The sequence below is a fragment of the Bifidobacterium sp. LH_230 genome (genome assembly GCF_056357555.1).
Genome location: NZ_JBKEWJ010000017.1, coordinates 64266 through 71278, shown reverse-complemented (window position 1 = coordinate 71278; position 7013 = coordinate 64266). Strand labels below are relative to the sequence as shown.

Sequence of the window (7013 nt, the reverse complement as noted above, 5' to 3'; positions counted from 1 at the left end):
CACGACGCTACCTCGACATGTCCCGACTCGGTGAGACCGTACCAGCAGCGAACTGATCATCGTCACAGGGACGGACGAAGACCAAAGTGCGCAAGATCTCGGGCACTACCAGGCAATATCATGTCCAACCCCAAACAACTTTCATTAAGCGATCGCCGCCGCGCGCTCATCTTCGCCAACATCATGCTCTCGTGCATCGCCACCACCATCATGGCCACGGCGCTCACCACGGCCCTGCCGCCCATCGTCGCCGACCTCGGCATCACCATGCAGACCGGCCAATGGCTCACCAGCGGCTACTCGCTCGCCATGGGCATCGTCATGCCACTGACCGCCTTCCTCATCACCCGGTTCCCGACCAAACCGCTCTACCTCGCCGGCGCGGCATTGTTCATCGTCGGATCGCTGGTCTGCGTGACACCGGTGCCGTTCGCCGTCATCATGATCGGCCGCGTGATCCAGGCGTGCGGTAACGGACTGCTCATGTCGATGGCACAGGTCGTGCTCATGACCATCTATCCGGACAACCGCGGCACGATCATGGGCTGGTACGGACTCGCCGTCGGCGTCACACCGGTGATCGCGCCGACCTTGTCCGGCCTGATGGTCGACGCGTTCGGCTGGCGCTCGATCTTCTACCTGGTGATCGGCGTGATGACGATCTCGCTGATCGCGGCATGCTTCGTGTTCGGCAACGTGCTGAGGACCTTGCGGCGATCCTTCGACGTGCTGTCCTTCGCGGTGAGCATCATCGCGTTCGGCGGCGTGACGCTCGGCGTCGGCAACATCGGCTCCATGCCGTTCGTGAGCACGACGGTGCTGCTGCCGCTGGCGTTGGGCGTCGCGGCCTCCGTATGGTTCGTGATGCTGCAACTGCGCCGCGAGCGCCCGTTCCTCGACGTGCGCATATTGCGCAACCGCGGCTTCGCGTTGAGCGTGATCGGCAGCATGCTGCTGTACTTCGCGATGATGGGCTCGTCGGTCATGCTGCCGCTCTACGTGCAGACCATCAAAGGCGGCTCCGCGTCGATGGCCGGACTGGTGAGCCTGCCCGGCTCGCTCGCCATGGCGATCATCAGCCCGATGGCCGGCAGACTGTACGACCGGTTCGGCGTGAGGCGGCTGTTCCTCATCGGCGGCATCTGCCTGACTGCCAGCAACCTGTGCATGGGACTGCTGCCATTGACGGCGTCGATCTGGGTGGCCGCTGTGATCAACGTGGCGCGTTCGCTCGCGATCGGCTGCCTGATGATGCCGCTCGTGACATGGGGCACCGGCTGCGCGGGCGAGGGGCGTCTCGCCGACGCGAATGCGCTGCTCACCGCATTGCGCACCATCGCCGGCGCGATCGGCCAAGCCGTATTCGTCGGGATGATGACCGCGCTGGCTGCCTCCGCGCACATCAGCGGCATGGACTCGGCCGCGGCGAACATCAGCGGCATGGACTCGGCCGCGGCGAACATGCATGGCCTGAACCTGACGTTCCTGGCGATGGGCGCATGCGCGATCCCGCTGATCATCATCCCGTTGGCGTTCCTGCGTGGCAAGGGAGCGAGCCGTCTCGCAACCGCTTGCGATAGGTGAGCGGAGATACGCCGATGACGCTACGGAAGGTGCGTGAAAAGAAGCCCGGGGAGCGCAGTCCGCAACGGATTCCCACTTCGGATATCGGCAGTTCCGTGCCGCTCAGCAGTTCTACGGCCTTACGAATACGCACGTCTGTGACGTACTCGATCGGCGACTGATTGAGATAGTCGCGGAAAATCGACGCACATGTACTCCGTCCGACCGTGCCGGCGCTCGCGATCTCGGCTAATGTCATCGGACGGGCGAAATTCGACTGGATAAAATCAACCATTGCCGTCAATGATGCGATTCGGCCGGTGCGATGGCGTTCCTGATATGCCGTGCCGGCGTGGATCGTAAGTGGGAGGGGGCCTGATATGTGCATCCGCTTGGCATCGGCGTCGCCCATCATCGTCGTCAACCGTTGTGCGATGGCATAGAAACAGCTCAATATCGTCAACTGGGCGGCCGGTGTCTCCGATTCGTTGTCGGCGGAGATCGTCGCCAGCATGTGCAGGATGGCAACGGCGTTCCCGTCGGCGGCGTCAAGCAGCAGATATGGCGGTCGCGACGTATCTCCGATCGGCAGCAGGTATCGTTCCAGCACATCCTTCGTCGCGCCCGCGCGCATCTGGTTGAGCAGCACGCACAGGAACTCGCAATCCGAACCATCCTCCGAATATCCGTAATGCAAGCGTCTGGCATTGACGAAAATGCCCTGTCCCTCGCGAATCGTCACGCGCTCGCCGTCCACGAAATACATCAGATGACCGTGCTCGGCGACCAGAAACTCCCAATCGTCATGCCAGTGACATTCCGCGCGCATCGACGGATATGAAGACAGCCGTCCACGACGCGCATAGGAGAAGAATGACGGATAGTCGTACCGCACCCGCTCCGAACCGTCCGTGCGGACGACAAAAGGCCCGCCTCTTTCACTGTGTTTCTCGATCATGATACCTGGTACGTAGATCGCCTTTCGGTAAATAATGCAAAAACTATCGCATATTCTACCGGTAATTGTGTTGATTATGGCATATACGTTATGTGTAATAGTTCATGACATCAAGACGTGGGCTTGTGGGCGATATGAACGAGCATTGCGCGCGAAGACAAGCCGTTTATGCGGGAAGGAGCCATCATGCAGGAAACCATGCGCCAGCGCATCGCCGCCGGCAAACTGTTCACCGACTACTGCGAAGGGTTGCCGGAGGATCGTCTCGCGGCCAAACGTCGCATGAAGCGGTTCAACGAACTCGACCCGGGTGATACGGAAAGCCGCGCCGCGCTGATCGGCGAGATTCTCGGACGATCCTCGGATGCATGGATCGAACCGCCGTTCTACTTCTGCTACGGCACGAACATCACGCTCGGTGCCGGAACATACGTCAACGTCAACTGTTCGTTCATCGACGACGGTCATATCACGATTGGCGAGCGCGTCATGTTCGGCCCGTCGGTGAACATCGCGACCGTCAGTCATCCGATCAACCCGGCCATGCGCGGGTTCATGTTCGCCGATCCTGTCGTGATCGGCGACGACTGCTGGATCGGTGCGAACGTGACGATCTGCCCCGGCGTGACCATCGGCGAAGGCACGACGATCGGCGCGGGATCGGTCGTCACGCATGACATCCCCGCGCACGTCGTCGCGGTCGGCGTGCCCTGCCGTGTCCTGCGCGAGATCAACGAACTCGACATGACCGAATACCGGCCCGGCATGACCTTCGCCGACGACGAACTCGTGCACGAGACTCGGGGCGAATGATCTGTCGGCCGCGTCCTTCGCCACCGGGGGTGAGACGCCTGTGCCTATGACATTGCCGAGATATTGACTTCGAGCGCTTGAAGTTGGTATATCTGCTGATGATGCAAGGCATCCACGGGAGGCGGCCGGATGATATCCGATGAGAGCATAGATAACGGTGTTCCCTTTGATTGGGGACGTGTGTCAGACGACTATGCGCGGTATCGCGACATTTATCCGGCTCAGTTCTACCAGAGAATCCTCGTCCGCGGCCTATGCCGTGGCGGGCAGCATGTTCTTGATCTGGGTACCGGTACAGGCGTGATTCCACGGGCTATGGCTCGATACGGCGCGACATGGGTCGGCGTCGACATCTCCGAACAACAGATCGCCCAGGCACGGCGGCTGTCCGAAGGCATGGGCATCGAATATCAGGCGATGCCGGCGGAACGTATCGACTTTCCCGATGGCGCGTTCGACGTGATCACCGCATGCCAATGCTTCTGGTATTTCGACCATGAGGCGATTCACGGCATCCTGCATCGCATACTCAAACCCGACGGGCGCATCCTCGTGCTGTATATGGCATGGTTGCCGTTCGAGGATCCGATCGCGGGGGCAAGTGAGCGGCTGATCCTGAAATACAATCCGAACTGGAGCGGTGCGGGGGAGCAAATGCGTCCGATCGACATCCCCGCCTGCTATGCGGACGGCTTCACACTCGTTCATCATGAGGAATACAGGCTTGCCGTACCGTTCACGCGCGAAAGCTGGAACGGTCGGGTGAAGGCATGCCGCGGCATCGGAGCATCCCTCCCTGAGCATGAGATCACAGCGTGGGAACAGGAGCATAAGGCGCTGCTCGAACGCATCGCTCCGGAACGGTTTGATGTGCTGCATTATGCCGCAATGGCCGAACTGAAACGTATTTGAATCGCGATAACGGTCGTAGACAACCCTGAAACGAATGGTGGCAATATCATGAACGGACCAGCATCCGCATCACCGGCATCATCGACTCCTGCAGCGAATCGTATGTTGCTGGACTGGGCCAAGGAATTGCAGGCTCTGGCCCAGACCGGATTGATGTACGGCAGGGACCCGTTCGACCGGGAGCGATACGAACGCATCCGCGGCATCGCACTCGACATGCTCGCCACGCAGTCCGACATGCCGGCCGAATGTATCCGCGGTCTGATCAGCGCCGGATATCCGACTCCAAAGCTCGACACCAGGGCGGCGATCTTCGACGCTGACGGACGTATTCTGCTCACGCGCGAAAACAGCGGCGAATGGTCGCTTCCCGGTGGCTGGGTCGACGAGAACCAATCCATACGATCCAACGCGATCAAGGAGGTCAAGGAGGAGACCGGGCTTGACGTGACCGCCGACCGGCTCATCGCGGTGCAGGATTGCGCCAACCACAACGGCCTGTCGTTTCCATATGGGGTGATCAAGTTCTTCGTGCTCTGCACCCGCATTGATGGGCAGTTTGAGCCGAACATTGAAACGACGGAGATTCGTTATTTCGCCAAAGATCAGCTACCCCGACTTTCCACGACAAGAAACACTGTGGAACAGATCGCCATGTGCTTCACCGCCCACCGCGACCCCGACTGGACGACGCTGTTCGAATAGGTGAGTAGTTTTCTCTATTCCACGCCGCGAAGCAGCATGTGCGCATAGTCGTGCAGCTGGTCGCGGGTGAGCGTGTGGCCGCGCAGGTACGCCCAGTCGAGCACGAGCAGCACCGTGTTCGCGTAATGGTCGGCGATCAGGTCGGCCGGCAGGTCGAAACGGTCACGGTCGATGCAGGTGCGGATGATCTCGTGTGCTTGACGTTCGATGAACATGTGCAGACTGGCGAACATCGGGCCTTCGGGCGGGTTGTTCTTGAGGATCGCGTCGAGTTGCGGCGCGTGGGATTCCAGCAGGTCGGCCATGGCGTCGAGTGCGATGTCTATGCGATGTTCCGGTTCGGTCGATGCGAGGTCGGCGAGATCGGCCTGTCTGGACAGCGCGACCCAGCAGTAGTTCAGCAGGTCGTCTCGATCCTCGAAGTAGTTGTAGAACGTGGCGCGCGGATAACCGGCGCGCTCGCACAGTTCGTTGACGCTGATGTCGGCGAACGACTTGGTCTGCAGCAGTTCCGTCATCGCGTCGAAGAACGCGTCGAGCGTGCGCTGCGTGCCGCGCGTGATCTTACCGTTGAGGTCTTTCTTCATGATTGTCCAGCATAGTCTAACGTCCATAATTTTACATCTGTCTACAACTGTGATATTTTGACAACTGTAAAAACATGGACTTATGGAAAGTTGGATATCATGACAAACGAGACGAACGTGACGGTGGCGCCGATGACTGCAATCCCGGCGACGCCGACCGCCGAACCGCTGACCCTGCCCTGCGGTGTGACGGTCAGGAACCGGTTCTACAAATCCGCGATGAACGAGGCGCTCGCCGGACGCGACTGCGCGCCGACCGAAGCACACGTGCGCCTGTACCGTGCATGGGCACGGGGCGGTGCGGGCGTGCTCGTCACCGGCAACGTGATGGTCGACCACGCGCAGTTGGGGGAGCCGGGCAACGTCGCCGTCGAAGATGAACGCGACCTGAATATGCTGCGTCGTTGGGCCGCGGCCGGCACCGAGAACGGCACGCACTGCTGGATGCAGATCAACCATCCCGGCAGGCAGTCGCCCATCACCATCAACCGGCATCCGCTCGCGCCGAGCGCCGACAAGGTCGACGGCGAGTACGGTCGCTTCTTCGCCGAGCCGACCGAACTGACCCGAGATCAGATCCGCGACATCATCCGCCGGTTCGCCACCACCGCGCGCATCGCCAAGAAGGCCGGCTTCACCGGCGTGGAGATCCACGCGGCGCACGGTTACCTCATCAACCAGTTCCTTTCTCCGCTCGACAACCGTCGCACCGACGAATACGGCGGCAGCCTCGCCAACCGGGCACGCTTCCTGTTCGACGTGTTTGACGCGGTGCGCGAAGCTGTCGGCCCGCAATTCCCGATCGCGGTCAAGCTCAACTCGTCCGACGTGCCGATCGCCGTCAAGGTCAACGAACGCAATGATGCCCCGGGCGGCTTCAGCGAAGAGGAATCCATCTGGGTCATGAAGCAGCTCGAGGCCCGCGGCGTCGACCTCATCGACATCTCCGGCGGCACCTACGCGAAACCGGTCATCCAGACCAACAGCGGCGCGGCCGAAGACCGCCGGCGAGGCGTCTACTTCACCGACTTCGCTCGCCGCGTCAAGGGCGAACTGACCGTGCCGGTCGTGCTGACCGGCGGCTTCCGCAACGCCGCCGACATGAACCGCGCGCTGAACGAAGGCATCACGCAGATGATCGGCATCGCCCGGCCGCTCGCACTTGTGCCCGACCTGCCGAACCGCATCATCCGCGATGGCTGGCAAGGCTCCGTCGACCTGCCGCGCATCACGACCGGCATTCGCGTGCTCGACAAAACGTTCGGCGGCATCCTGGTGATCAGCTGGTTCGAACTACAGATGCGCCGCATCGCACGCGGTCGTACGCCGAATCCGCATATCGGCGGCATGTGCGCACTGCTGTTCGCCCTCAAACAGCACGGACCGTCCGCGCTCACCCCGCGCCGCCGCAAGGGCCGGCAGTGATAATCCACGGGCGGCGACAACCGAGGGAACCGGCATCGTGCACATCGAAA

At 61.3% G+C, this 7013-nt stretch carries 7 protein-coding genes; 5 read left to right on the top strand and 2 right to left on the bottom strand.

The window, feature by feature from the left end; genetic code table 11:
• Positions 1 to 120 precede the first annotated feature (120 nt).
• Positions 121 to 1584 carry a DHA2 family efflux MFS transporter permease subunit gene (locus tag AC1A0G_RS08940; RefSeq protein ID WP_476529042.1) on the top strand — a complete coding sequence of 488 codons (1464 nt, stop codon included), beginning with the start codon at positions 121 to 123 and terminating at the stop codon, positions 1582 to 1584.
• Here the strand turns inward: AC1A0G_RS08940 and AC1A0G_RS08935 are convergent.
• Positions 1520 to 2521, bottom strand: a complete 1002-nt coding sequence (locus AC1A0G_RS08935) for a helix-turn-helix domain-containing protein (RefSeq protein ID WP_476529041.1) — start codon at positions 2519 to 2521, stop codon at positions 1520 to 1522. The genes AC1A0G_RS08940 and AC1A0G_RS08935 overlap by 65 nt on opposite strands.
• Before the next feature lie 186 nt (positions 2522 to 2707).
• Here AC1A0G_RS08935 and AC1A0G_RS08930 point away from each other — a divergent pair, with 186 nt between their 5' ends.
• The 3 genes from AC1A0G_RS08930 (at position 2708) to AC1A0G_RS08920 (ending at position 4951) form a co-directional block, all read left to right on the top strand.
• A complete protein-coding gene (locus tag AC1A0G_RS08930) occupies positions 2708 to 3334 on the top strand; it encodes a sugar O-acetyltransferase (protein ID WP_476529040.1) in 627 nt (208 codons plus the stop codon).
• A 129-nt stretch (positions 3335 to 3463) separates the two neighbouring features.
• Entirely contained in the window at positions 3464 to 4246 is a 783-nt protein-coding gene (locus AC1A0G_RS08925) for a class I SAM-dependent methyltransferase (protein WP_476529039.1), read from the top strand.
• A 102-nt stretch (positions 4247 to 4348) separates the two neighbouring features.
• Complete coding sequence (locus AC1A0G_RS08920; RefSeq protein WP_476529038.1) at positions 4349 to 4951, top strand: NUDIX hydrolase N-terminal domain-containing protein; 603 nt, start codon at positions 4349 to 4351, stop codon at positions 4949 to 4951.
• Between the two features lie 14 nt (positions 4952 to 4965).
• Here AC1A0G_RS08920 and AC1A0G_RS08915 read toward each other — a convergent pair whose 3' ends face one another.
• Positions 4966 to 5538: a TetR/AcrR family transcriptional regulator gene (locus AC1A0G_RS08915; RefSeq protein ID WP_476529037.1), complete on the bottom strand. Its 573-nt coding sequence runs from the start codon at positions 5536 to 5538 to the stop codon at positions 4966 to 4968.
• 99 nt (positions 5539 to 5637) lie between these two features.
• Here AC1A0G_RS08915 and AC1A0G_RS08910 point away from each other — a divergent pair, with 99 nt between their 5' ends.
• Positions 5638 to 6963, top strand: coding sequence for an NADH:flavin oxidoreductase/NADH oxidase family protein (locus AC1A0G_RS08910; protein ID WP_476529036.1), 1326 nt, complete (start codon positions 5638 to 5640; stop codon positions 6961 to 6963).
• The last annotated feature ends 50 nt before the right edge of the window (positions 6964 to 7013 follow it).

Coding starts and splice junctions, on each gene's coding strand:
- AC1A0G_RS08940 (WP_476529042.1), top strand. CDS start 121: ATGTCCAACCCCAAACAACTTTCATTAAGCGATCGCCGCCGCGCGCTC.
- AC1A0G_RS08935 (WP_476529041.1), bottom strand. CDS start 2,521: ATGATCGAGAAACACAGTGAAAGAGGCGGGCCTTTTGTCGTCCGCACG.
- AC1A0G_RS08930 (WP_476529040.1), top strand. CDS start 2,708: ATGCAGGAAACCATGCGCCAGCGCATCGCCGCCGGCAAACTGTTCACC.
- AC1A0G_RS08925 (WP_476529039.1), top strand. CDS start 3,464: ATGATATCCGATGAGAGCATAGATAACGGTGTTCCCTTTGATTGGGGA.
- AC1A0G_RS08920 (WP_476529038.1), top strand. CDS start 4,349: ATGTTGCTGGACTGGGCCAAGGAATTGCAGGCTCTGGCCCAGACCGGA.
- AC1A0G_RS08915 (WP_476529037.1), bottom strand. CDS start 5,538: ATGAAGAAAGACCTCAACGGTAAGATCACGCGCGGCACGCAGCGCACG.
- AC1A0G_RS08910 (WP_476529036.1), top strand. CDS start 5,638: ATGACAAACGAGACGAACGTGACGGTGGCGCCGATGACTGCAATCCCG.